Annotated in this window: 14 protein-coding genes; 5 read left to right on the forward strand and 9 right to left on the reverse strand. The window is 71.1% G+C overall.

Features of this window, described 5'->3' with window-relative positions; genetic code table 11:
* Nucleotides 1-3: 3 nt before the first annotated feature.
* Nucleotides 4-4,461 (forward strand): polymorphic toxin-type HINT domain-containing protein, encoded by a 4,458-nt coding sequence (locus ACGFYQ_RS05960; RefSeq protein ID WP_393740382.1) that lies wholly within the window; start codon nucleotides 4-6, stop codon nucleotides 4,459-4,461.
* A 5-nt stretch (nucleotides 4,462-4,466) separates the two neighbouring features.
* Complete coding sequence (locus tag ACGFYQ_RS05965) at nucleotides 4,467-5,135, forward strand: hypothetical protein (protein ID WP_393740384.1); 669 nt, start codon at nucleotides 4,467-4,469, stop codon at nucleotides 5,133-5,135.
* A 102-nt stretch (nucleotides 5,136-5,237) separates the two neighbouring features.
* On the opposite strand, the gene pyk is transcribed toward ACGFYQ_RS05965, so the two are convergent.
* The 3 genes from pyk to pta all read right to left on the reverse strand — a co-directional run bounded on the left by pyk (nucleotide 5,238) and on the right by pta (nucleotide 10,082).
* Nucleotides 5,238-6,668 carry a pyruvate kinase gene (gene pyk, locus ACGFYQ_RS05970; protein ID WP_393740386.1) on the reverse strand — a complete coding sequence of 477 codons (1,431 nt, stop codon included), beginning with the start codon at nucleotides 6,666-6,668 and terminating at the stop codon, nucleotides 5,238-5,240.
* 64 nt (nucleotides 6,669-6,732) lie between these two features.
* Nucleotides 6,733-7,953, reverse strand: a complete 1,221-nt coding sequence (locus tag ACGFYQ_RS05975) for an acetate kinase (protein ID WP_393740388.1) — start codon at nucleotides 7,951-7,953, stop codon at nucleotides 6,733-6,735.
* Between the two features lie 44 nt (nucleotides 7,954-7,997).
* Nucleotides 7,998-10,082, reverse strand: a complete 2,085-nt coding sequence (gene pta, locus ACGFYQ_RS05980) for a phosphate acetyltransferase (RefSeq protein WP_393740390.1) — start codon at nucleotides 10,080-10,082, stop codon at nucleotides 7,998-8,000.
* Between the two features lie 224 nt (nucleotides 10,083-10,306).
* Between pta and ACGFYQ_RS05985 the strand changes: the two genes are divergently transcribed.
* Nucleotides 10,307-11,332 (forward strand): ATP-dependent 6-phosphofructokinase, encoded by a 1,026-nt coding sequence (locus tag ACGFYQ_RS05985; protein WP_393740392.1) that lies wholly within the window; start codon nucleotides 10,307-10,309, stop codon nucleotides 11,330-11,332.
* 136 nt (nucleotides 11,333-11,468) lie between these two features.
* Here ACGFYQ_RS05985 and ACGFYQ_RS05990 read toward each other — a convergent pair whose 3' ends face one another.
* On the reverse strand, nucleotides 11,469-12,161 hold the full coding sequence (locus ACGFYQ_RS05990) for an XRE family transcriptional regulator (protein WP_393740394.1): 693 nt from the start codon (nucleotides 12,159-12,161) through the stop codon (nucleotides 11,469-11,471).
* 341 nt (nucleotides 12,162-12,502) lie between these two features.
* On the opposite strand from ACGFYQ_RS05990, the gene ACGFYQ_RS05995 reads away from it, so the two are divergent.
* Together ACGFYQ_RS05995 and ACGFYQ_RS06000 are read left to right on the forward strand one after the other, a co-directional pair.
* On the forward strand, nucleotides 12,503-12,895 hold the full coding sequence (locus ACGFYQ_RS05995) for a MerR family transcriptional regulator (RefSeq protein ID WP_393740396.1): 393 nt from the start codon (nucleotides 12,503-12,505) through the stop codon (nucleotides 12,893-12,895).
* 38 nt (nucleotides 12,896-12,933) lie between these two features.
* Nucleotides 12,934-13,302: a thioredoxin family protein gene (locus ACGFYQ_RS06000; RefSeq protein ID WP_393740398.1), complete on the forward strand. Its 369-nt coding sequence runs from the start codon at nucleotides 12,934-12,936 to the stop codon at nucleotides 13,300-13,302.
* On the opposite strand, the gene glgB is transcribed toward ACGFYQ_RS06000, so the two are convergent.
* From glgB to ACGFYQ_RS06025, 5 genes are all read right to left on the reverse strand, one after another.
* Nucleotides 13,299-15,587 (reverse strand): 1,4-alpha-glucan branching enzyme, encoded by a 2,289-nt coding sequence (gene glgB / locus ACGFYQ_RS06005; RefSeq protein WP_393740400.1) that lies wholly within the window; start codon nucleotides 15,585-15,587, stop codon nucleotides 13,299-13,301. The genes ACGFYQ_RS06000 and glgB overlap by 4 nt on opposite strands.
* The gene (locus ACGFYQ_RS06010) at nucleotides 15,584-17,053 is read right to left on the reverse strand and encodes a maltokinase (RefSeq protein ID WP_393740402.1); all 1,470 of its coding nucleotides are present in this window, start codon (nucleotides 17,051-17,053) and stop codon (nucleotides 15,584-15,586) included. Before ACGFYQ_RS06010 ends, glgB begins: the two co-directional genes overlap by 4 nt.
* A gap of 151 nt (nucleotides 17,054-17,204) precedes the next feature.
* Nucleotides 17,205-18,914, reverse strand: a complete 1,710-nt coding sequence (gene treS, locus ACGFYQ_RS06015) for a maltose alpha-D-glucosyltransferase (protein ID WP_393740404.1) — start codon at nucleotides 18,912-18,914, stop codon at nucleotides 17,205-17,207.
* A complete protein-coding gene (locus ACGFYQ_RS06020) occupies nucleotides 18,911-20,905 on the reverse strand; it encodes a maltotransferase domain-containing protein (RefSeq protein WP_393740406.1) in 1,995 nt (664 codons plus the stop codon). The genes treS and ACGFYQ_RS06020 overlap by 4 nt, the downstream gene beginning before the upstream one ends.
* Before the next feature lie 625 nt (nucleotides 20,906-21,530).
* Complete coding sequence (locus ACGFYQ_RS06025; protein ID WP_393740408.1) at nucleotides 21,531-22,427, reverse strand: ADP-ribosylglycohydrolase family protein; 897 nt, start codon at nucleotides 22,425-22,427, stop codon at nucleotides 21,531-21,533.
* Between the last annotated feature and the right edge of the window lies 1 nt (nucleotide 22,428).

Here is a 22,428-nt window from a genome sequence, read left to right on the forward strand (position 1 = left end):
GGTATGCGCACGAACGCACAGCCGCCCAGACGCCGTCGTTTCGGCAACTGGACGAGCTTCCTGACCACCACGGCCGTGGCCACCGCCGCGGCCGTCACGCTCACCGGCAGCGGGGTGCAGCCCCTCGACGGCCTGCGCTCGGCCGCCGCCGCAGAGCCCGCCCCCTACGACCTGGAGGCGGCGCAGAAGGTCCGCGAGGCCCAGTGCCTGCTCGGCAACGTGCTCCGCAAGGGCGGCGCGGAGATGAAGTCCGTCGCCCGAAAGGGACTGAAGGGAACCGAGCCCGAGCTGCTCGCCGCCGCGGCGCGCAACTACTGGGACGGAACGCCGCTGTCGGCGGCGTACGGCAAGGACCATGCCGCGGCCAACGCCAAGTTCACCGAGATGGACGACCGCAGGAAGGCCTGGCAGGCCTCTCTCTACATGCACGACATCCCGCCCGGCTACACGAACGCGGGGTTCCAGTGGCCACCGGACAACCCGACCATCTTCATGGAGACGGGCTACGGAGGCTGGATCGCGGACCGGTTCTGGACGGGTGAGGGCGACTTCTACACGGATACCCACCCGCTGGCCGGCAAGGAGTCCGTCGACGCGGCCACCAAGATCGCGAAGGCCCGCTACTACCCGGAGACCTCCGCGAACTACGAGGACCGCAAAGAGTGGGAATGGCACATGGCGGGGTCCACCCCCATGTACGCCGACGACGCCCGCATCTTCCTGCAGAACGGCGGCTTCCCCACCAAGGCCCCGGACCTGGACTCGATGGAGTTCCGGATCGACGTGGAGCAGCTGAAGGCGCGCTTCGCCTCCTGCGCGACGCGCAACCCGATCGACCCGCACAAGGTCCTGAACGCCGAGGTGGCCGTCGCCGCCCAGGAGTGGCAGACCGAGATCGCGGGCCAGAACACCCAGCGCGACATCATCCTCGGTGCCGAGCAGGCCGCTTCCAAGGACCTGCAGATCGCCGCGCAGGCCATGGCCGAGGCACTCGGCCAGTCCATGATCGCGAGCCGGCTGACCGACTGGGAGGCGCACTTCCTGAAGGTTCCGGCAGGCAGCGGACGGCCGCCGGCGAGTGAGTTCACCAAGGCCCGCACGGGGATCGAGCAGGCCCAGGCCCGCGCGACCGGGCGGCTGTACGTCGCCTCTCGCGCCGCCCAGGATGCCCAGGCCCAGGCCGGAAAGGTGACGGCCGCGCAGAGCGCCGCGTACACCATCGCCGACAAGGCCGGTCTGCCCCGTGGCCGTGGCCTGCTCTACGGACAGCAGGCCGCGCAGATCACGAAGGCGTCCGCCGCCGCGGCCCAGGCGGCGGCCAAGGCCACCGAGACCGCGCTGAACGCGACGCGTGCCTCGGCAGCCGACAGCAAGACCTTGAACTCGCTGGCCATGACGCAGGCGCACGCCTCGAAGGCGGAGTTCCGGCGCAAGGCCGCCGAAGAGGCCGCCGCCCAGGCGAAGGCCTCGGCGGAGGGCGCTGCGGCGCAGGCGGTGAAGGCCGCGGAGAACGCCGCGAAGGCGAAGGCGGCGCAGGTCAAGGCGGAGAACGCGGAGAAGGAGGCCAAGACCGCGGCCCAGGACGCGAAGGCCAAGCGGGAGAAGGCCGAGGCCGAGCGGGACTACGCCAAGACGCAGAAGGAACTCGCCGAATCGGAGCGGGCGAAGGCCGCGACGGCGGAAGCGAGGGCGCAGACCCAGCGGACCGAGGCGGGCAACCAGCTGACCGCGGCGCAGACCGCGGGAACCACCGCCGAGAACAAGATGAAGGACGCGGTCGACGCCGAGAAGAAGGCCGTGACGGCCCGGAACAAGGCGATCGACGCGGAACAGCAGCGTGACGCCCTGGAGGCCAAGGCCTACGCCAAGGAGTCCAAGGCCGCAGCCGACGAGGGCACGAGCGCGGCCGAAGGGTCCCGTACCGCGGCCACCGCCGCACGTACCGCCGCCGACAACGCGGGCGCGGCGGCCACGGCCGCACGCGCCGAGGCGGACACGGCGACCGAGGCCGCGACCAACGCGAGAGCGGCGGCGACCCGGGCCCACGGGGCGGCCAAGCGCGCCCAGGCAGCGGCGGACGCGGCCAAGAGGGACGTCGCGGTCACCGAAGCCGCGGTGCAGAAGGCCCACGCGGCGGCGGCCGATGCCATCGACGCGTCGGACGCGGCCAAGTGGAACGCGATCACCGCGAAGTCGCAGGCGGAGACGGCCCACCAGCAGGCGGAGAAGGCCAAGACGGATGCCTCGGTGGCCCGCAGTGAAGCGGTGGCTGCCGGAGCCGAATCCATCCGTACGGCCGGGTTTGCCTTCTCCACGGCCCAGGCGGCCGTGGCCGCAAGTGAGTCGGCTATGCAGGTGGTCAAGCCGGCCAACGACGCCATCGAGCTGGGTTCTCCGTACAAGGAGACCGACTCCTCGGCGGGTCTGGCCGTGCTGACCGGTCAGGCCGCGAAGACGGCGGCGGAACAGCAGGCAGCCCTGGCCCAGGCCAAGGCGGACCAGGCGGCCAAGGCGGCGGCCGAGGCGAAGAAGCTCGCCGAGCAGGCGGACGCGGACGCGAAGGCGGCGGCGGAGGCCGCGCTGCAGGCGGCCGACTGGGCTGCCAAGGCGGCCAAGTCGGCGCAGGCCGCACAGGCCTCCGCCAACGAGGCGGCGAAGGCGGCGAAGGCCGCGAAGGCCGCCGAGACCAGGACGGTCGAGTACAACCGGCAGGCCACGCAGGACGCTGCGGCGGCCCAGAGCGCGGCCACCACGGCGGGCACCTACGCGTCCGCCGCGGACGCGGCCGCCACGGACGCGGAGCGCGACGCCGCCTCGGCCCGTAAGGCGGCAACGGCGGCGGAGGCCGACGCGACCACCGCGAACACGGTGGCGACCAAGGCCGAGACCGATGCCAAGACGGCGGAGGCGGCGGCGACCCGGGCCCAGGAAGCGGCGAAGGAGGCACAGGACGCGGCGACCCGCGCGGAGAACCAGAAGAGCCGCGATGCCATCGCCTCGGGCGGTGTGACCGGCTTCAAGGGCGTGTTCACGCGCTCCAAGATCGAACCGATCGGCGACCCGGTCGACCAGAACAAGTGCGTCCTGGACATCGGCTTCGACGGCTGCTGGGTCAAGTTCAAGCTGACCTACAACCTCACGCTCGACTTCTACCTGTGCACGGACCCGGCGGCCCCGGAGAACGTGACCGAGGCGAACTGCCCGGCCGAGTACGTGACCTGGATGCACGCCGAGAACATGGGCCTGCAGACGTACTACAAGGACGTGTACTTCAGCCGGCTGGAGCTCGCCCTCATCTTCGACAAGATGTTCCTGAAGACCCTCTGGCACATGGTCACGGACGACTACTTCAACTGTGCCAAGGGCGACTTTAAAGCGTGCACGTCGGTGGGCATCGACTTGGCCATGGGAGCAAAGCAGAAGCGCCTGGAACTCCTGATGGACTCGATGCTGGCCTACCGCGCCGTCATGAGGACGGGCGTGGGCCTGGCGGACGCCAGGGCGCTGGCGGCGAAGGCCGAGATGGATCCGAGCACGGTCGCCGCCCTCGAACGTGAGGCGGACGCGGCCATCGACGCGCTCACCAGCTGCGCTACGAACAGCTTCCCCGCCGCGACCCCCGTGCTGATGGCGGACGGTACGTACAAGCCCATCAACCAGGTGCGCGAGAACGATCTGGTCATGGCGGGCGGTCCGGTGACCGGGACCGTCCGGCCCCAGCGGGTGACGGACACCTTCCAGCACGACGCAGGCCGTCTGCTGAGCGTCGAGGTGGCGGGCACCGGCACACTGAGCACCACACCGGGGCACAAGTTCTTCGTCGTCGGACGCGGCTGGACCGTGGCCGCCGACCTGCGAACGGGCGACCAGCTGCAAGAACCGGACGGCTCGGTCCGTACGGTGACCTCGCTGAACGAGCTTCCCGTGACCGGGACGCGCAGGGTCCACGACATCACGGTCGACGGACTCCACAGCTTCTTCGTGCGCACGGAGGGAGACCTCCCACGGGACGTCCTGGTCCACAACTGCCTGAACCTCAGGCTGCACGAGGGAGACCGCGGAGCCCACACCATCAAGGACCACGTGGACCCCACGCCCCAGGAGGCGGTCGACAAGGCGAAGAAGGACCTTCAGGACCACCCGGAGACCAGCCGGGGCGAGTCCTCCCTGTGGACGGACTTCGACACCGCGCAGAAGTCCGTGGACGCGGCGTTCAAGAAGTGGCACTCCAGCGAGGCGCACAGGAAGCAGCTGCAGAAGTGGATGCAGAAGACTCCGGTGGACTCGAACAATGCCGCGCATCACCTGTCGATCACGGTGCGGCTTGACACTCCGGGCTCGCTCGGCAAGATCTACAAGGCCAATGGGGACGTGCGAGACGCGGGGAACACGGTGACCATCGTATTGAAGAGGTCCTCGCACAAGGGATACATGGTCTACTCCGCCTACCCGGTGGACTGACGCCGATGAGAGACGACCGGAAGCAGTTCTACATCGACTTCGGCCTCAGCGGTCTCACCAGGATGGTCGACGCCGGATGGAGTTCCGGCACGACTCCGCTGGAGATCGTGGCGGCCGTCGCCGACTGGGGTGACGGCGCGTACGCCCCCACCCTCCTGGAGGACGCGCTACGCGTGCTGGAGTCGGACCTCTCCTCCAGGGAGGTGGACATCCTGTGGTGCGCGGCCTCGAAGCGCTCCTACCGGCCTGATTTCTTCGGCGTCGAGGGGCGGGCGTGGCTGGGGCGGGTCGCGGACGTCTGCGCGGAGCGGATCCGGCAGGACGATCCGTCCTTCGCGGTCGTCCCGGCGGGCCCCGCCCCGGCGGCGTCCTTCGCGGACGAGGTGCTGGCCGAGGTCGGGTCCGTCGCCGCCGCCGTGCGCTCCGTCGAGGGGCACCCGCATTACGGGGTGCCGGACGTGGTGCGCACGCTGGGGAGGACGGTGACGGACGTTGATCCGGATCTGGGGTTCAGGATGCTCCTGAGGGTCCTGAAGGCCTACCAGATCACGATCGGCGAACCCCGACTCGCGCGGTACCAGGATCTCGGCGAGAGGCTCGGCTACGACGAGTGCGTCGTCGAGGACGGCGGGATCGACGTCGGGACCGAGGTCTGGGCGGATCCGGTGGACTGACCCGGCCCCGCCAAGCACCGAGGGCGGCACCCCGGATCCTTCTCAGGATCGGGGTGCCGCCCTCGGTCTCTGTGCGGCAGAGTTCAAGCGACGGATACGACGTCAGTCGCGCGCGGCGCCGCCCAGGTGGTGGACCCGGACCATGTTGGTGGTGCCCGGGACGCCGGGGGGCGAGCCGGCGGTGATGACCACGGTGTCGCCCTCGTTGTAGCGGCCCAGCTTGAGCAGCTCGCCGTCCACCAGGTCGACCATCGCGTCGGTGTTGTCCACGTGCGGGACGACGTACGACTCGACGCCCCAGCTCAGCGAGAGCTGGTTGCGGGTGTTCACGTCCGTGGTGAAGGCCAGGATCGGCTGCGTGGCGCGGTAGCGCGACAGGCGGCGGGCCGTGTCACCGGACTGGGTGAAGGCGATGAGCGCCTTGCCGTCGAGGAACTCCGAGATCTCGCAGGCCGCGCGGGCGACGGAGCCGCCCTGGGTACGGGGCTTCTTGCCCGGGACCAGCGGCTGGAGGCCCTTGGAGAGGAGCTCCTCCTCGGCCGCCGTGACGATCTTCGACATCGTCTTGACGGTCTCGATGGGGTAGGCGCCCACCGAGGACTCGGCCGACAGCATGACCGCGTCCGCGCCGTCGAGGATCGCGTTGGCGACGTCGGACGCCTCCGCGCGCGTCGGGCGGGAGTTGGTGATCATCGACTCCATCATCTGGGTCGCGACGATCACCGGCTTGGCGTTGCGGCGGCACATCTCGATGAGGCGCTTCTGGACCATCGGGACCTTTTCGAGCGGGTACTCGACGGCCAGGTCGCCACGGGCCACCATCACGGCGTCGAAGGCGGCGACGACGGCCGCCATGTTCTCGACCGCCTGCGGCTTCTCCACCTTGGCGATGACGGGGACCCGGCGGCCCTCCTCGTCCATGACCTTGTGGACGTCCTTGACGTCGTTGGCGTCGCGGACGAAGGACAGGGCGACCATGTCGCAGCCCATCCGCAGGGCGAAGCGGAGGTCGTCGACGTCCTTCTCCGACAGGGCGGGGACGTTGACGGCCGCACCCGGCAGGTTGATGCCCTTGTGGTCCGAGATGACACCGCCCTCGATGACGATGGTCCTGACCTGCGGCCCCTCGACCTCGGTCACCCGGAGCTCGACGTTGCCGTCGTTGATCAGGATCTGGTCGCCCTTGGAGACGTCGCCCGGCAGACCCTTGTAGGTGGTGCCGCAGATGGACTTGTCACCCGGGACGTCCTCGGTGGTGATGGTGAACTCGTCACCGCGCACCAGCTCGACGGGACCCTCGGCGAAGGTCTCCAGACGGATCTTCGGACCCTGGAGGTCGGCGAGGACGCCGACCGCGCGCCCGGTGTCCTCGGAGACCTTCCGGACGCGGTCGTACCGCTCCTGGTGTTCTGCCTGGGATCCGTGGCTGAAGTTGAATCGGGCCACGTTCATACCTGCCTCGATGAGCGCTTTCAGCTGCTCATACGAGTCGACGGCGGGGCCCAGCGTGCAGACGATTTTGGAACGGCGCATGACTGGATCCTATCGGTTTGTTTCGTAGCGGAATATTCCGTCTGGTGGAAAGTCCAAGACGCGGCTACTGAGTAACGGTAACGAGGGCGTACGCCTGGGTGGCGATCTCCAGTTCCTCATCCGTCGGGACCACGGCCACCGCCACCCGTGCGTACTCCGGCGACACCAGCCGCGGCTCCGGGGAGCGCACGGCATTGGCCTCCGGGTCCAGGGCGAGCCCCAGCTCTGCGAGGCCCTCCACCGCAGCTTCCCGGACCTGGTGCGCGTTCTCGCCGACCCCGGCCGTGAAAACCACCGCGTCCACCCGGCCGAGCACCGCCGAGTAGGCGCCGATGTACTTCTTCAGGCGGTGGACGTACGCCGCGAAGGCGAGCCGCGCCGCCTCGTCGCCCTCGCCCGCCCGCCGCAGCACCTCGCGCATGTCGTTGTCGCCGCACATGCCCAGCAGACCGCTCTTCTTGTTCAGGAGCGAATCGATCTCATCCACCGAGAGGCCGCCCACCCGCGCCAGGTGGAAGACGACCGCCGGATCCAGATCGCCTGAACGGGTACCCATGACCAGACCCTCCAGCGGGGTCAGGCCCATGGACGTCTCCACGCACACCCCGCCGCGGACGGCCGAGGCCGAGGCGCCGTTGCCCAGGTGCAGCACGATCACGTTCACGTCCTCCACCGGCCGCCCCAGCAGCGCGGCCGTCGCCCGGGAGACGTAGGCGTGGGAGGTGCCGTGGAAGCCGTACCGCCGGATGGCGTACTTCTCGGCCGTCGCGGCGTCGATCGCGTACCGCGCCACGTACTCCGGCATCGTGGAGTGGAAGGCCGTGTCGAAGACGGCCACCTGCGGGATGTCCCCGCGCAGCTCGCGCGCCACCTCGATGCCCGTCACGTTCGCCGGGTTGTGCAGCGGGGCCAGCGGGATCAGGTTGCGGATCTCCGTCAGCACCTCGTCGTCGATGACGGTCGGCTGCGTGAACCTCGTCCCGCCGTGCACCACCCGGTGCCCCACCGCGGCCAGTTCGGGGGAGTCCAGGCCCATCCCGTCGGCGGCCAGCTCCGCGGCGACGGCCCGGAGCGCCGCCCCGTGGTCGGCGATCCGGCCGGCCGTCTCCCGCTTGCCGCCGGCGGCGCCCGGCCCGGCCAGCGGTTCGTGCACCAGCCGGGAGGTCTCCTCCCCGATGCGCTCCACCAGGCCCACGGCGAGCCGCGAGCGGTCCGCCATGTCGAGGAGCTGGTACTTGACCGACGAGGAGCCGGAGTTGAGGACGAGTACGCGCGATGCGGTCACGGTGGAGGTCTTTCCTTGTCGCGGTCGTGGTGCGGTGGGAGGGGTCAGGCGGTGGGCGCCGGCGCGCCCTGGGCCTGGATCGCGGTGATGGCCACCGTGGTGACGATGTCCTGGACGAGTGCGCCGCGCGAGAGGTCGTTGACCGGCTTGCGCAGACCCTGGAGCACCGGGCCGACCGCCACGGCGCCCGCCGAGCGCTGCACGGCCTTGTACGTGTTGTTGCCGGTGTTGAGGTCGGGGAAGATCAGCACGCTCGCGCGGCCGGCCACCTCGGACCCGGGCAGCTTGGTCGCGGCGACCGAGGGCTCCACGGCCGCGTCGTACTGGATCGGGCCCTCGACGGCCAGCTCGGGGTGCTGCTCGCGGACGAGCTCGGTGGCCTTGCGGACCTTCTCCACGTCCGCGCCGCTGCCCGAGGTGCCGGTCGAGTACGAGAGCATCGCGATCCGCGGCTCGACGCCGAAGGCGGCGGCGGTGGCGGCCGACTGGACGGCGATGTCGGCGAGCTGCTCGGCGTTCGGGTCCGGGTTGACCGCGCAGTCGCCGTAGACGAGGACCTGGTCGGCCAGGCACATGAAGAAGACCGAGGAGACGATCGAGGCCTCCGGCTTGGTCTTGATGATCTCGAAGGCCGGGCGGATGGTCGCGGCGGTGGAGTGCACCGAGCCGGAGACCATGCCGTCGGCCAGGCCCTCCTGAACCATGAGGGTGCCGAAGTAATTGACGTCGGTGACCACGTCGTTGGCCAGCTCGACGGTCATGCCCTTGTGGGCGCGGACCTTGGCGTAGTACTCGGCGAAACGTTCCCGCAGGGGGGAGGTCGCCGGGTCGATGAGCTGTGCGCCCGAGATGTCGATGCCGAGGTCGGCGGCCTTCTTCAGGATCGCCGGCTCCTCGCCCAGCAGGGTCAGGTCGCAGACCCCCCGGCGCAGCACCACGTCCGCGGCCCGCAGCACGCGCTCCTCGGTGCCCTCGGGCAGCACCACGCGGCGGCGCTCGGAACGGGCCCGCTCCAGCAGCTCGTGCTCGAACATCATCGGGGTGACGCGCTCCGAGCGGGCCACCGACAGCAGGTCGCGCAGCTCGGCGGTGTCCACGTGCCGCTCGAACAGGCCGAGCGCGGTCTCCAGCTTGCGCGGGGTCGCGGAGTTCAACCGGCTCTGCAGCGAGAACAGTTCGGCGGCGGTCGGGAAGCTGTTGCCGGCCACCGACACCACGGGCGTGCCCGGCGCCAGCTTGGAGGCCAGGGTCAGGATGTCCTTGCCCGGGCGCTCGTTCAGGGTGAGCAGCACGCCGGCGATCGGCGGGGTGCCCGAGGTGTGCGCGGCCAGCGCCCCGATGACCAGGTCGGAGCGGTCCCCGGGGGTGACGACCAGACAGCCGGGGGTCAGGGCGTTCAGGAAGTTCGGCAGCATGGCGCCGCCGAAGACGAAGTCCAGCGCGTCGCGGGCCAGCCCGGCCTCGTCGCCGAGGAGCACCTCGCCGCCGAGCGCGCGGGTGATCTCGGCGACGGTCGGGGCGGACAGCGACTTGTCGTCCGGCAGCACGTAGCAGGGCACGGGGAGCCTGGCGGCCAGGCGCCCGGCTATGAGGTCGCGGTCCTCGGCGGCCACCCGGTTGACGACCATCGCGACGACGTGGCAGCCCAGGCTCTCGTAGGCGCGGTAGGCGTTGCGGACCTCGGCGCGCACGGCCTCGGCGGGGTGCTTGGTGCCGCCCACGACGGGAACGACGACCGCGCCCAGCTCGTTGGCGAGGCGGGCGTTGAGCGCCAGCTCGTCGGGCAGGTTGGTGTCGGCGTAGTCGGTGCCGAGGACGAGCATGACCTCGTAGTCGCGGGCCACCCGGTGGTAGCGGTCGACCAGCCGGGAGACCAGCTCGTCGGTGCCCTTCTCGGCGAGGATCACCGAGGCCTCGTCGTACTCCATGCCGTAGGCGGTCGCCGCGTCCTGATCGATCCGGTAGCGGGCCTTGAGCAGATCGAAGAGCCGGTCCGGTCCGTCGTGGAGCAACGGGCGGTAGACGCCGACCCGGCCCGTCTGCCGGGTCAGCAGCTCCATGATCCCCAGCTCGACGACCTGGCGGCCGTCCCCCCGCTCGATGCCGGTCACGTACACGCTGCGCGTCACGCGTGCTCTCCGTCCCTTGCTGTGAATGTCTGTTTAGTCTGGCTTGGCCTCTTGACAATACCTCTGCCGCTGGATAGGGCGCCCCCCGGGAAAAGGCCTGGCCGGAGGGGCCGAAAGGCCCGGGAGGCGGAGCAGCAGAAGGCGCGCGGCCCCCCGGGCCCGTGGAACAATCGGACAGGCTTCACCATTACGCCCTTCATATGTACGGCAGGAGACACAGCACGATGCGTATCGGAGTTCTCACCGCAGGCGGCGACTGTCCGGGCCTCAACGCTGTCATCCGGTCGGTCGTACACCGTGCCCTGGTCGGGCACGGGGATGAGGTCATCGGGTTCGAGGACGGTTTCAAGGGCCTCCTCGACGGCAACTTCCGCCCACTCGACATCAACGAGGTCAGCGGCATCCTGGCCCGCGGCGGCACGATCCTCGGCTCCGCCCGCATGGAGCGCGCCCGCCTGCACGAGGCCGCCGAGAACGCGCAGGAACTGTCGAAGCGGTACGGCATCGACGCCCTCATCCCGATCGGCGGCGAGGGCACCCTGACCGCCGCCCGGATGCTGTCGGACGCCGGGATGCCGGTCGTCGGCGTACCGAAGACCATCGACAACGACATCTCCTCCACCGACCGGACCTTCGGCTTCGACACCGCCGTCATGGTCGCCACCGAGGCCATCGACCGCCTCAAGACCACCGCCGAGTCGCACCAGCGCGTCATGGTCGTCGAGGTCATGGGCCGCCACGCGGGCTGGATCGCCCTGGAGTCCGGCATGGCCGGCGGCGCCCACGGGATCTGCCTGCCGGAGCGCCCGTTCGAGGTGGACGCCCTGGTGAAGATGGTGGAGGAACGGTTCTCCCGCGGCAAGAAGTTCGCCGTCATCTGCGTCGCCGAGGGCGCGCACCCGGCCGAGGGTTCCATGCCGTACGAGAAGGGCGCGATCGACGCGTACGGTCACGAGCGCTTCGCCGGCATCGGCAACCGCCTCGCGGTCGAGCTGGAGCGGCGCCTGGGCAAGGAGGCCCGCCCGGTCATCCTCGGCCACGTCCAGCGCGGCGGCACCCCCACCGCGTACGACCGCGTCCTCGCGACCCGCTTCGGCTGGCACGCCGTCGAGGCCGTCCACCGCGGCGACTTCGGCAACATGACCGCACTGCGCGGCACCGACATCGTGATGGCCCCGCTGGCCTCGGCCGTCACCGCGCTGAAGACCGTCCCCGAGAACCGCATGTACGAGGCCGAGTCGGTCTTCTGACCGCCCCGCGACCCGGACCTCCGGCCCCTCGGCGCGGGACCTCCGCGTCTTCGCGGCGGGACCTCCGGCACCGATTCCGTGCCGAAAGGCCCCGGAGCCCAGCGCTCCGGGTCCTTTCCGTCGTCCTGAGCCCGGACTACCGCCCGCCGCCCGCGACGTGCCAGAACCGGTCCACGATCTCGGCGAGGAACTCCCGGCCCGCGTCCCCGCTGCCCGCCTCGCCCTGGCCGCCGCCCCAGCTGAGCGTCGCCACCATCCGCGACTGGTAGTCCGCGTGCAGGTGCTCCAGCACCCGCTCCAGATTGGCCTTGGGGATCGGCAGCAGCTTGCCCAGCGGCTTCACGTACGCCTGCCAGCGCGTGGTCACCGCACTGCGCAGCAGGTCCGCGAGCTCCTCCTGCTTGCCGGTGGCCGTCACGAACTGGGCCAGCGTCAGCCCCAGCACCGTCGCGAGGGAGGCGGACTGCCGCTCGTTGCCCTTCCAGCGCCCGGTGTCCTCCATCTTCTGGTACGCGTTCGTCTCCAGCCCGATCCGCCGGGCCAGCTCCTCCGCGGCCAGCCCCCTGGCGATCCGGTGCTCCCGCAGGGTGACCGGCTCGGCCAGCAGCTCCCCGGGCGAGCACCACAGGACGCCGGCGAGCGCCGTGAGCTCGGCCGAGGTGGGCGATATCTCGCCACGCTCCCAGGCCATCACGGTCTCGGGCGCGACGATCAGTCCGTACTGGGCACGCAGGCCATAGGCGACATGACCGGGAGCCATGCCCAGGGCCGCGCGCAGGCGACGCGCGGCGGGGGCATTGAAAGGTGGGCTGGAGTGCACACGGCACACCGTAGAAGTGGGCAGGCTGTGGCGCCTACAGACCAAACAAACAAGCCCATAACTCGTAGGAAAGTCCTATGGAGTTAAGGGCTTTTATCGGGTTCCTCTGCGACTGTCCGGTAATCGGTGCACCCGAAGATCGACTACACCCGTACGGTTCCAGCCAACGCCTCCCCGCGCAAGAGCCCTCACAGGCCCCACACAAACCTGAACCGGACGTCCATCCCGTGCGTGAACCCTGAAGGGGGCCCTCGCATACGGGGGTGGCGAGGGCCCCCGCACCACCCACCCCCACCCCGCCCCTCGCCTCCCCTTGCCTTGACGTCGGCGTCAAGGAATACGGTCGCTCCATGCGCATCGGCGAACTGGCGGAGCGGGCCGGAACCAGCACCCGGACGCTCAGGTACTACGAGTCGCGCGGGCTGCTGCCCGCGCGGCGGACGGACAACGGCTACCGGACGTACGACGAGGACGACCTGCGGCTGCTGCGCCAGATCCGCATGCTCCAGGACTTCGGCTTCGAGCTGGAGGAGACCCGGCCCTTCGTGGACTGCCTGCGGGCCGGCCACCCGGACGGGGACTCCTGCCCGGCCTCGCTCGCCGTCTACCGGCGCAAGCTCGCAGAGCTGGACGGACTGATCGGCCAGCTCGCCAACGTACGGGAGCAGGTCGCCCGCCGACTGGCCGACGCCGAGGAGGCCGCCGGGGAGGCGGCCGTCCCGCGCTGCGAGATGACGGGCTGACAGCCCGCACACACGACCGACACGAGAGGGGACACGACATGATCCACGCACAGGGTGTCGCGGAAGTGACCGACGCGGACTTCGGGACGGAGGTGCTCGGCGAGCGGGGGAGGCCCGTCCTCGTCGAGTTCACGGCGGACTGGTGCGGCCCCTGCCGCCAGCTCGCCCCCGTGCTGTCCGCGATCGCCTCCGAGGAGGCCGACCGCCTCAAGGTCGTGCAGATCGACGCGGACCGCAACCCCGCCACCGTCACGCGGTACGGGGTGCTGTCCATGCCGACCCTGCTCGTCTTCCGCGACGGCGAGCCCGTGCAGCAGATGGTCGGCGCCCGGGCCAAGCGCCGGCTCCTCCAGGAACTGGAGGAGCAGCTGACGGCGAGCTCGGTCCAGGGCGCCCAGGGCGTCTAGGGCCTGAGCCAGACCGTCGCCAGTGGCGGGAGCGTCATCCGCAGGCTCGCCGGCCGGCCCTGCGCGGGCACCGGCTCGGGCCGCAGCGGCTGCAGAAGGCGCACGCCGCTGCCGCCGTACTGCTCCTGGTCCGTGTTGAGGACCTCCCGCCACAGCGCGACGTCCTCCGGGACGCCGATCCGGTACCCGTGCCGGACCACCGGCGAGAAGTTCGACACGCACAGCAGCTGCGAGCCGTCCTGCGCGTACCGCAGGAAGGCGAAGACGTTGTCCTCCGCGGCGTCCGCCTCCACCCAGGCGAAGCCCTCCGGAACGGAGTCCCGCTCCCACAGGGCGGGCGCCGCCGTGTACGTGCGGTTCAGGTCGCGCACGAGGGTGCGCACGCCCCGGTGGTCGCCGGCCGCCGAATAGGAGTCGTCCAGGAGCCACCAGTCCGGCCCGTACCTCTCCGACCACTCCGATCCCTGGGCGAACTCCTGCCCCATGAACAGGAGCTGCTTGCCCGGGTGGGCCCACATGAAGCCCAGGTACGCCCGGTGCGCGGCCCGCTGCTGCCACCAGTCCCCGCCGGGCATCTTCGACACCAGTGAGCCCTTGCCGTGCACCACCTCGTCGTGCGAGATCGGCAGCACGAAGTTCTCGCTGAAGGCGTAGACCATCCCGAAGGTCATGTCGTGGTGGTGGTACTTGCGGTGCACCGACTCCTTCGACATGTAGCGCAGCGTGTCGTGCATCCAGCCCATGTTCCACTTCAGGCCGAAGCCCAGCCCGCCCGCGTCCGTCGGCAGGGTCACGCCCGCCCACGCCGTGGACTCCTCCGCGATCGTCACCACGCCCGGGCAGCGCCGGTACACGGTGGCGTTCATCTCCTGGAGGAACGCCACCGCGTCCAGGTTCTCCCGCCCGCCGTGCTCGTTGGGCGCCCACTCGCCCTCGGCGCGCGAGTAGTCGAGGTAGAGCATCGAGGCCACCGCGTCCACGCGCAGCCCGTCGACGTGGAACTCCTCGCACCAGTACACGGCGTTGGCGACGAGGAAGTTGCGGACCTCCTTGCGGCCGTAGTCGAACTCCAGCGTCCCCCAGTCCGGGTGCGCGGCCCGCCGCGGGTCCTGGTGCTCGTACAGCGGCCGCCCGTCGAACTCGGCGAGCGCCCAGTCGTCGCGCGGGAAGTGCGCGGGCACCCAGTCGACGATCACCCCGATCCCGGCCCGGTGCAGCGCGTCCACCAGGCAGCGGAAGTCGTCCGGGGTGCCCATCCGCGAGGTGGGCGCGTAGAAGCCGGTGACCTGGTAGCCCCAGGAGCCGCCGAAGGGGTGCTCGGCGACCGGCATCATCTCCACGTGCGTGAAACCGAGCTCCTTCACGTACGCGGGGAGCTGCTCGGCGAGCTGCCGGTAGGAGAGCCCGGGCCGCCAGGACGCCAGGTGCAGCTCGTACACCGAGAAGGGGGCCTGGTGCGGGGCGCGGGCGCCGCGGTTCGCCATCCACTCCGCGTCCTGCCACGTGTGGGCGGAGGCCGTCACCCGTGAGGCGTTCGCCGGGGGGACCTCCGCCGAGCGCGCCATCGGGTCGGCGCGCAGCGTGTGGCTGCCGTCGGGGCGCGTGATGTCGTACTTGTACAGCGCCCCGGCGCCCACGCCGGGCAGGAACAGCTCCCACACGCCGGTCGACCCGAGCGAGCGCATCGGGTAGGCGACGGAGTCCCAGTACGAGAAGTCACCGGCGACCCGGACCCCCTGGGCGTTGGGCGCCCACACCGTGAACCGGGTGCCGGCCACCCCCTGGTGCTCGATGGGCTCGGCGCCGAGCGCCTTCCAGAGCTGCTCGTGGCGGCCCTCGCCGATCAGGTGCAGGTCCAGCTCGCCGAGCGAGGGCAGGAAACGGTACGGGTCGTGGATCTCGATCTCGTCGCTGTCGTACGCCACCAGCAGCCGGTAGTCCGGCACCCCGGTCAGCGGCAGCAGCCCGGAGAACAGCCCGTCGCCCTCGTCGAACAGCTCGGTCCGCAGCCCCTTGGCGAGGATCGTGACGGTCTTGGCGTACGGGCGCAGCACGCGGAAGGCCACCCCGCCCCGCTGGGCACGGGCGCCCAGTACCGCGTGGGGGTCGTGGTGGCGGCCCTCCAGCAGCCGGGCCCGTTCCTCCCCGCCGAGGGCGGGTGCCGGGCGGACCCCGCGGGGCGGGGCGGCGCGGCGGGCCCGGGGCGCGCGTGGTTTCTTGGCGGGCGCCGGGACGGGGGCGGTCTCGTCGCGGACGGTCGGTGACGGCTGTCGTGCGGCGCTCACGCGAGCGGCCTCCTCGGGGGCTTCTGATGGGGTTGGGGGTGGGCGGAGATGGAGCCGGGGGCGGGCGGGGTCGGGGGCATCCGGTGCGCGGGCCGCTGCGGCTCCGAGAGCCGCCGGATCGCGGCCATCGGGACGTGCAGCCAGTCGGGGCGGTGCCGGGACTCGTAACGGGCCTCGTACACCGCCTTGTCGGTCTCGTACGCGCGCAGCAGTACGGGGTCCTCGCGGGGGTCGCGGCCCGTGGTGCGGGCGTAGCCCTCGCAGAAGGCGGCCCGGCAGTCGTCCGCCCAGGCGGGGGCGAACGGCCGGTGCGAGCGCGCGGCGTAGTCGAAGGAACGCAGTATCCCGGCGATGTCGCGCACGGCCGGTTCGGGGCGGCGCCGGTCGGCCAGCGGCCGGGCCGGCTCTCCCTCGAAGTCGATCAACGACCAGGAGCCGTCGAGGGTGCGCAGGGTCTGCCCCAGATGGAGGTCGCCGTGGATCCGCTGGGCGGGCACCCCGGCCCCGCGGGAGGCGGCCAGCGCGTCGAACGCCCCCCGCAGTCCCGCCTCGTAGGGCCGCAGCGCGGGCACCTCCCGGGCGGTGGCGGCCAGCCGGGCCGTCATCCCGGCGGCGAGCCGGGCGGTCTGCTCCGGGCCGAGGGCGACGGTGGGCAGGGCGGCGGCGAGCGCGCTGTGCACCTCGGCGGTGGCCCGGCCCAGCGCGTACGCCTCGGCGGTGAAGTCCTCCCCGGCGTCCAGCCGGCGCAGGGCGAGCTGCCAGCCGTCGTCGGAGCCGCGCAGGTACGGCTGCAGCACGCCCAGGGTCAGCGGCTCGCTCCCGGGCAGCTCGGCCTCGTACCAGGCGACGGGCGCCGGGACGCGGGCGCAGCCGGCGGCGGCCAGTGCCCGGGGCAGCTCCAGGTCCGGATTGACCCCGGGGCCCACCCGGCGGAACACCTTCAGGATGTACGAATCTCCGTAGATCAGCGAGGAGTTGGTCTGCTCGCCGGACAGCGGCCGGGGGGCGAGGCCGGTCGGGACGGGCGCGTCCGGGTCCCGGTCGAAGCGCAGCGGGCCGAGGCTGCCGGGGGAGCGCAATCGTTCCAGCAGCATGGCGGCGAGCCGGGGGTCGCCCAGTGCCTCGTACACCGCGCGGCCCGCGTACGGGCCGTCCTCGGCGTGCCCGATCAACGTGTGCGCGAGCGCGGGCGGCAGGGACGGGCGGATGCCCAGCAGGAGTTGGTAGCAGTCCCCGTCGACGTCGAGGAGCAGGTGCAGGAGGCCGGGGGTGGACCCCGGCGGCAGCAGCTCGGCGGCCGAGACGGTCCTGAGCGTGCTGATGGTGCGGCCCTTGCCCGCGAACCAGCGCTGTGCGGGCAGCCAGGCCCGCAGCATCGGTTCCAGCGGGCCGATTCCGGCCGTCCCGGTGATCCCGGCGGCCCGGTCGGCCGTCAGCCGGCTCCGGGCGGATGCAGCCTCCGACATGGCGTCGCGTCCTTTCCCCGGGCCGTCACAGAGTGCGCAGAGTGTCCCGGATGTGCGGCAGTTGCTTCTCCGGCGTGTGCGAGTGTCGGGTCAGGATGATCCGTACAGGGGCGGGCGGTTGACCCATTCGCGCTGCCCGCCCCGTACCCGGCTACTGCTCGGCGCGCTGCTCGGTGCGCAGGCGGAACCAGTAGAAGCCGTGTCCCGCCAGGGTCAGCAGGTACGGCCACTCGCCGATCGGCGGGAAGCGCACATCACCCGTGAGCTCCACCGGGACCCGCCCGTTGAACGACCGCAGATCCAGCTCGGTGGGCTGCGCGAAGCGCGAGAAGTTGTGCACGCACAGCACCAGGTCGTCCCCGAACTCGCGCAGGAACGCGAGCACCGCCGGGTTGGACGAGGGCAGTTCGGTGTACGAGCCGAGTCCGAAGGCGGGGTTCGCCTTGCGGATCTCGATCAGCCGGCGGGTCCAGTGCAGCAGTGAGGAGGGCGATGCCATCGCGGCCTCGACATTGGTGACCTGGTACCCGTAGACCGGGTCCATGATGACCGGCAGGTTCAGCCTGCCCGGATCGCAGGAGGAGAAACCGGCGTTGCGGTCCGGGGTCCACTGCATGGGGGTGCGCACGCCGTCGCGGTCGCCCAGCCAGATGTTGTCGCCCATGCCGATCTCGTCGCCGTAGTAGAGCACCGGCGAACCCGGCAGCGACAGCAGCAGGGCGGTGAACAGCTCCATCTGGTTGCGGTCGTTGTCCAGGAGCGGGGCGAGGCGGCGGCGGATGCCGATGTTGGCCCGCATCCGCGGGTCCTTGGCGTACTCGGCGTACATGTAGTCGCGCTCTTCGTCCGTGACCATTTCGAGGGTGAGCTCGTCGTGGTTGCGCAGGAAGATGCCCCACTGGCAGCGGTCCGGGATCGCCGGGGTCTTGGCCAGGATTTCGGAGACGGGGTAGCGGGACTCTCTTCGCACGGCCATGAAGATGCGCGGCATGACGGGGAAGTGGAAGGCCATGTGGCACTCGTCCCCGCCCTTCGTGAAGTCCCCGAAGTAGTCGACGACGTCCTCGGGCCACTGGTTGGCCTCGGCGAGCAGCACGGTGTCGGGGTAGTGCGCGTCGATCTCCGCCCGCACCCGCTTGAGCAGCTCGTGGGTGCGCGGCAGGTTCTCGCAGTTGGTGCCCTCCTCGGCGTACAGGTACGGGACGGCGTCGAGCCGGAACCCGTCGATGCCGAGGTCCAGCCAGAAGCGGAGGGCGGAGATGATCTCCTCCTGCACGGCCGGGTTCTCGAAGTTGAGGTCCGGCTGGTGCGAGAAGAAGCGGTGCCAGTAGTACTGCTTGCGCAGGGGGTCGTACGTCCAGTTCGAGGTCTCGGTGTCGACGAAGATGATGCGGGCGTCCTGGTACTGCTTGTCGTTGTCCGCCCACATGTAGTAGTCGCCGTACGGACCGTCGGGGTCCTTGCGGGACTGCTGGAACCACTCGTGCTGGTCGCTCGTGTGGTTCATCACGAAGTCGATGATCACCCGCATGCCGCGCTGGTGCGCGGCGTCCACGAACTCCACGAAGTCGGCGAGGTCGCCGAACTCGGGTAGCACCGAGGTGTAGTCGGAGACGTCGTAGCCCCCGTCGCGGAGGGGTGAGGCGAAGAACGGCGGCAGCCAGAGGCAGTCGACGCCGAGCCACTGGAGGTAGTCCAGCTTGGCGGTGAGCCCCTTGAGGTCCCCCACGCCGTCGCCGTTGCTGTCGTGGAAGGAGCGGACGAGGACCTCGTAGAAGACGGCCCGCTTGAACCAGTCGGGATCGCGGTCCTTGGCGGGGGTGTCCTCGAACGTGTCGTGGACGGGATCGTTGATCATCATGTGGTGGGTGACCCTCCGGTGGGCGGGGACGGTCGCAGAGCCGCCAGTACGTGCGCGGGCGTACGGCCCGGCTCTAGGCGCACGTAGTTGGCCCTGCCCCAGTGATAGGTATCGCCGGTGAGCTCGTCGCGCACCGCGAGGGACCCGTGCCAGTCGAGGCCGAGTACCGGCATGTCCAACGAGACCGTCGCCTCCTGGGTGTGGTGCGGATCGAGGTTGACGACCACCAGTACGGAATTGGCGCCGGCATGCTTCGAATAGGCGATCACCTGTTCGTTGTCGGTCGAGTGGAAGTGGATGTCGCGCAGCTGCTGGAGGGCGGGGTTGCGGCGGCGCATCCGGTTCAGGGCGGTGATCAGCGGGGCGATGGTGCGGCCCTCGCGGTCGGCGGCGGCCCAGTCCCGCGGCCGGAACTCGTACTTCTCGGAGTTCAGGTACTCCTCGCTGCCCTCCCGCACCGGGGTGTTCTCGCAGAGCTCGTAGCCGGCGTAGACGCCCCAGGCCGGGGACAGGGTGGCGGCGAGCACCGCGCGCACCTCGAAGGCGGGACGGCCGCCGTGCTGAAGGTATTCGTGGAGGATGTCGGGGGTGTTGACGAAGAAGTTCGGCCGCATCACGGAGGCCGACGGGGTGTCGGACAGCTCGGTCAGGTACTCGGTGATCTCGGCCTTGGTGTTGCGCCAGGTGAAGTACGTGTAGGACTGCTGGAAGCCGACGGCGGCCAGGGCGCGCATCATCGCGGGACGGGTGAAGGCCTCGGCCAGGAAGATCACGTCGGGGTCGGACTTGTTGATGTCCGCGATCACCTTCTGCCAGAAGACGACGGGCTTGGTGTGCGGGTTGTCGACCCGGAAGATGCGGACGCCGTGGTCCATCCAGTGCCGCAGGATCCGGCAGGTCTCCTCGACGATGCCTGCCATGTCGGTGTCGAAGTGGACGGGGTAGATGTCCTGGTACTTCTTCGGCGGGTTCTCGGCGTACGCGATCGTCCCGTCGGCGCGGTGGCGGAACCACTGCGGGTTCTTCTCCACCCACGGGTGGTCGGGGGAGCACTGGAGGGCGAAGTCCAGGGCGATCTCCATGCGCAGCTCGCGGGCGCGCGCGACGAACGCGTCGAAGTCCTCGATGGTGCCGAGCTCGGGGTGCACGGCATCGTGGCCGCCCTCGGTGGAGCCGATGGCCCAGGGCACGCCCGGGTCCCAACTACCGGCGGACAGCGTGTTGTTCGGTCCCTTGCGGAACGTGCTCCCGATCGGGTGGATGGGCGGCAGGTAGACCACGTCGAAGCCCATCGCGGCGATCGCGGGCAGCCGCTCGGCGGCGGTCCGGAAGGTCCCGCTGACCGGGGCCTCCCCGGGCTCGACGACGGCCCCCTCGGAGCGGGGGAACATCTCGTACCAGGAACCGAAGAGGGCCCGCTTGCGTTCGACGAGGAGGGGCAGCGCCTTGGCGGAGGTGACCAGCTCCCGGTACGGACGCTTGGCGAGCGCCGCGTCCACGGCCGGGTCGAGGGCGGCCGCGTACCGCTCGGCGGCCGGCCGGTCCTCGTCGCGCATCACCTCGGCGGCGGTCAGTACGGCCTCGCGGCCGTCGCGCTTGGGGATCCGGGCGCCGGCGCGCGCGTAGAGCTCGGCGCCTTCGAGGAGGGTGAGGCCGGTGTCGATACAGGCGGGGATCTTGATCGCCGCGTGGGCCCGCCAGGTGGCCACGGGGTCGCTCCACGCCTCGACGGTGTACGTCCACCTCCCCTCGGCCTCGGCGGACACCCGGGCCCCCCACCGGTCGGTACCGGGGGCGAGCTCGCGCATGGGCACGGGGGGCCGCAGCCGCCCGTTCGGGTCTCGGAGCACGACGTGCGCGGAGACGGCGTCGTGTCCCTCACGGAACACGGTGGCTGAGATCTCGAAGACTTCGTCCACGACCGCCTTGGCGGGTCTGGCGCCGCAGTCGACGGCAGGGCGGACGTCCAGCACGGGAATGCGACCGATCATGATGGGCTCACCTGGGGGCAGTTCGCAGGGCTCGGTGACAACAGGCCAGCCGGTATCGCGGCTGGTAGTGCACGCTCTGTTCGCTCTGTTTCTAGCCGCTCGGTGGACGGCTGGGCTGCGGGCATGGCCGCTCCTGTCCGCGTTCACTCGGGTGGCGGGGAGAGGTTGGGGGCGGGTGCGCCGTGCGTGTACGACGTGTACCCGGTGAGCCCTTCCCACTCTCTCCCCGCCCAATCCGCGCGCTTGGTTAACTACTCGTACGTAGTGGCACGGCGGATACCAAGCCCCGGATCGACATCCGCCGGGTCTCCGTCAAGTCGGCCAGGACTACCTGATGTAGTGACGGGCCACGCCCGTCTCACCCCTCCCACGTGTCGCCCCCGGCCCGTCGGGCCACAGGGACGAACGGGGAGAACGGGGACGAATCGTGGCTGCCGGAGCGCGGGTGTACCGGTACGCGGGATCGCCGGAGTTGGCCGGTCCCGTGCGATCCGGAGTCCGGGGGCGGCCGGCACGCACAGTCGGCGATCTCACGGAGTGGGACGACGGTCTCGCCGAGCCGTGCACCTACGTGGCGGACGAGGCGGGCGTGCCGCGGACCCGGGCGGACCCGGGCGGACCCGACCTAGGGGAGCGGGATCGGTTCGGTGTGGGTGCGCCAGTCCGGCGGGACGGCGGACAGGCCTGTGCGGGCGGCGACGACGCCGCCGACGATCGCGCACGTGGTGTCGCGGTCGCCCCAGCCCTCCACCGTGCGCCACAGCGCCTCGGGGAGGTCGTCGGGGGAGCCCGCCGCGCACCACAGGGCGAACGGCACCGTGTCCGGCGCCGAGATCCGCCAGCCCGAGCCCAGTCGCTCGGCGGCCTCCCGGACCGTGGTCCCGGCGGGCAGGGCGGCGGCCTCCAGCAGCAGGGTCCGTACCTCCGAGGGCGCCACCCGGGCCGCCACCTCCCGCAGGAACTCCTCGCGTTCCGGCGCCGCGCGGCCCCGGCCGGCGGCCGCCAGCGCGGCCGCCACCGCCACGGCGACCGCACCGGCCACCGCCTCCGGGTGCGCGTGCGTGGCCAGCGCCGAGCGCCGCGCCTGTTCGACGACCGTCCCGAGGTCCGTCCGGAACCAGGCCCCCAGCGGAGCCACCCGCATCGCCGCCCCGTTGCCCCACGAACCCTGGCCGCCGAACTGCTCGCCGGTGACGGCCCGCCAGTCCTCCCCGGCCCCGATCCGCTCCAGCACCTCGTGCATCGACGCCCCGTACTGCCGGTACGGGTCCCGCGCGTACTCGGCGGCGAAACCGGCGGCCAGCGCGTCCTCGCGGACCTCTCCGTACCGGACCAGGTGCCCGTACAGCACGATCGCCATGGCCCCGTCGTCCGTCCACTTCCACGGCCCCGGCCGCGGCGCCCGCCCGGCCAGCCACCGCTCCCCGGCCTCGGCGTCCCGTACGAACCAGCTCTGCCCGAAGGCGTCCCCGAGGACCAGGCCCTCCAGGCTGTCGCGCGCCACATCCACCCCACCGTTCATA

This window comes from Streptomyces sp. NPDC048258, assembly GCF_043201995.1.
Lineage (GTDB): Bacteria > Actinomycetota > Actinomycetes > Streptomycetales > Streptomycetaceae > Streptomyces.

Excerpts from the sequence above, each read along its gene's own strand:
- ACGFYQ_RS05960 (WP_393740382.1), top strand. The coding sequence starts at position 4 with ATGCGCACGAACGCACAGCCGCCCAGACGCCGTCGTTTCGGCAACTGG.
- ACGFYQ_RS05965 (WP_393740384.1), top strand. The coding sequence starts at position 4,467 with ATGAGAGACGACCGGAAGCAGTTCTACATCGACTTCGGCCTCAGCGGT.
- pyk (WP_393740386.1), bottom strand. The coding sequence starts at position 6,668 with ATGCGCCGTTCCAAAATCGTCTGCACGCTGGGCCCCGCCGTCGACTCG.
- ACGFYQ_RS05985 (WP_393740392.1), top strand. The coding sequence starts at position 10,307 with ATGCGTATCGGAGTTCTCACCGCAGGCGGCGACTGTCCGGGCCTCAAC.
- ACGFYQ_RS05995 (WP_393740396.1), top strand. The coding sequence starts at position 12,503 with ATGCGCATCGGCGAACTGGCGGAGCGGGCCGGAACCAGCACCCGGACG.
- ACGFYQ_RS06000 (WP_393740398.1), top strand. The coding sequence starts at position 12,934 with ATGATCCACGCACAGGGTGTCGCGGAAGTGACCGACGCGGACTTCGGG.
- ACGFYQ_RS06010 (WP_393740402.1), bottom strand. The coding sequence starts at position 17,053 with ATGTCGGAGGCTGCATCCGCCCGGAGCCGGCTGACGGCCGACCGGGCC.
- treS (WP_393740404.1), bottom strand. The coding sequence starts at position 18,914 with ATGATGATCAACGATCCCGTCCACGACACGTTCGAGGACACCCCCGCC.
- ACGFYQ_RS06020 (WP_393740406.1), bottom strand. The coding sequence starts at position 20,905 with ATGATCGGTCGCATTCCCGTGCTGGACGTCCGCCCTGCCGTCGACTGC.
- ACGFYQ_RS06025 (WP_393740408.1), bottom strand. The coding sequence starts at position 22,427 with ATGAACGGTGGGGTGGATGTGGCGCGCGACAGCCTGGAGGGCCTGGTC.